Source organism: Escherichia sp. XD33 (genome assembly GCF_019375075.1).
Classification (GTDB): Bacteria; Pseudomonadota; Gammaproteobacteria; order Enterobacterales; family Enterobacteriaceae; genus Enterobacter; species Enterobacter flexneri_A.
The window spans coordinates 1-2,248 of the sequence record NZ_JAENDM010000103.1 but is presented as its reverse complement, the minus strand read 5'-3'; the positions used below and the strand labels follow the sequence as shown (position 1 = coordinate 2,248).

The 2,248-nt window shown below is 56.9% G+C and carries 3 protein-coding genes and 1 pseudogene; all 4 read right to left on the bottom strand.

The annotated features are described in order from the left end of the window. A partial coding sequence (gene traU / locus K0778_RS24665; protein ID WP_072646546.1) for a conjugal transfer pilus assembly protein TraU occupies positions 1–845 on the bottom strand: 845 nt, incomplete at its 3' end. After that, positions 842–1,474, bottom strand: a complete 633-nt coding sequence (gene traW, locus K0778_RS24660) for a type-F conjugative transfer system protein TraW (RefSeq protein ID WP_001203735.1) — start codon at positions 1,472–1,474, stop codon at positions 842–844. The genes traW and traU, both read right to left, overlap by 4 nt. Then, complete coding sequence (gene trbI / locus K0778_RS24655; protein WP_015059013.1) at positions 1,471–1,857, bottom strand: type-F conjugative transfer system protein TrbI; 387 nt, start codon at positions 1,855–1,857, stop codon at positions 1,471–1,473. The genes traW and trbI overlap by 4 nt, the downstream gene beginning before the upstream one ends. Beyond that, a pseudogene (locus tag K0778_RS24650) lies at positions 1,854–2,248 on the bottom strand (hypothetical protein); the annotation flags it as partial. The gene trbI and the pseudogene K0778_RS24650, both read right to left, overlap by 4 nt.

The following is a 2,248-nucleotide window of genomic DNA, read 5'->3' as shown; positions in this document are numbered from 1 at the left end:
TAACGCCAGCGTTCTTTGGGCAGGATTGGGGACGGATATTCATTACAGACGGCGTTATTTTTCCCGATGGTTTCCATAATCATGCCCTGACGGTGCAGCTTGAACGCCATGCGTTCACTGACCAGCAGGGAGGACTGCAACGGACTGGACTCATTACTCACCCAGCCATTGAACGGGTACATGCTGCCCTGCGAACCGGCACACCAGAACAGAACATCGAGAGGCATATTAAAGGCGCTGGCAATGGCATCTGCTGCACAGGCCCCCTGTGCTATCGGATTGGCAAAGATGACAGCTTCCGGATTGAGAATGGTGGTCAGGCTGCTGTCCGTCCAGGTGGGGTCAATTTCAGAAAGATAAGCGATATCCAGGTCACCACCTTCCAGACAGCCCAGCGATGTGATGATGTTCAGCCAGTACGTCAGCGGGTATTTGTACCAGTGAACGTGATAGAACGCCCCGTTCACCTGCTTCTCATCCTTTTTCGCCGTTCCCTGTGCCGTTTTACCAAAAGCTGGCAGGCTGAAGCCCAGGTTCACCATGCATCCCGGTGACCGGGTGACATCCGTCAGCGCCATCGGCTCCCAGTAACCAATGGCCAGCCCGATACGCCTGAACAGCGGCGGCGGTGCCGGACAAATCTGAATGGGCATCGACGGGTTCGCCGTGTCGGGGACCTTACCCTGACTGACTTTGATACTGCCCAGCGAGAGCGGGAAAATACAGCTCCAGCAGATATCCGTGATCGGGTTTACAAAACGCCCTTCACAGGCAGAATCCGCAGACGCTGCAGGGACATGACCGGCGAGAAGGAATAACATCAGCAGCCACAGGCTTCGCTTCATTTTCTGCCCTCCTCTGCCGGAATAAATTCCACCTTCAGGAAGCGATCGCCGGGAACGGCGCTCACCCGTGCCGGGACCTGATCAATGCCGAGGCGCTGGCAGAGCACACCGTTCTGGTCAAAGTAAACACGGCTGTCCAGAGACTTCTGCATCTCCGGGATACTGCCCTGCACGAGGATAATTTTGCTCTCCAGTGTGGGCGGCGTCTGGCGTTTCATCCAGGCCACCTGCGCCGGATCATCGCCATTGATGAAATACAGCGTCTGGTTAAAAGGAACATACTGCAGCGGATTCATCACTTCACCCTGACGGGCAAACACCCGCCCTTCGTTATCCCGGATATCCGCAGCCAGTCTGACGGACGGGTCAAACAACCGGCTGCCGTATTTCTCCGTGCGTCCGATACCGGGCACGGCAGGGGGCCGCAGACTGTTGCGGATCACCCGCTCCTTAAAGGCATCCATTTTCCGGCCCATCTCACCGGACTGCTCCAGTGCCGTCAGGCGCTGCATGATCACCGTCAGCATGTCCGGCTCCTTTACCGGCCACAGATCGCCCCAGGTACCAAGATCGGCGGCGGTCACACTCTGCCCCCATATCAGCAGGGCAATCAGCCCCCGGCATCTCATGGTTCCGCCCTCATTCGCCGGGCGATATCCTGCTGGATTTCCCGGGTGATATCCGGTGCCCCCTGTACCACGGCAGGCGACACCAGAATGACCGCGTGGTGTTTCTGCTGCCACGCCTGCAGGCTGGCTTCCAGTGCCGTATTAAAACGCGCTGAAAGGGCTTTTGACTGTGCTTCTGACAGTTGTTTCTGACTGGCGCTGTCAAAAAACGCATCCACGGTCTGCTTCATGTTGAAGGCGACAGTCACCGGTGCGTTCAGTCTGACAATGCCGTAACTGACGGCTGCGTTCAGTAACACCATTGCCAGGCATCCCGGCACCGTCCACCACCAGTGGCTGCATCGACGGGCTGTAACATCAGTCGTTTTTTGCGTTGTGGTCATGCAACACTCCTGTATTTCTCATGTTCTTCCAGCCAGGCTTCCAGCGAAGCCATCTCCGGCCCTGACTTCTTCCACGCCAGCTGCCACACCGCCTCATGAATACTCAGCCCCTCTTTACGCTTCTGCTGCACAAACTCAAAATCCGGGCCGTCAGAGCTGTACATGGCGCGGCTTAACGGGTCCACAAACAGACGGTGCCAGGAGGAGTGGTTCTCCACCTGCAGCAGGAAGGAACTGAACCACTGGTCTTTGGCCGCACCAAACTTACCAATCATGTCGCGCTGCAGTGGCAGGAACTGGTCCGGATACAGCTGGTTGTATTTCGCGAACTCCTTCGCACTCTGTTTGAGGATAATTTTGTAGGAGGAGTTACCCCATGCCGCGCGGGCTG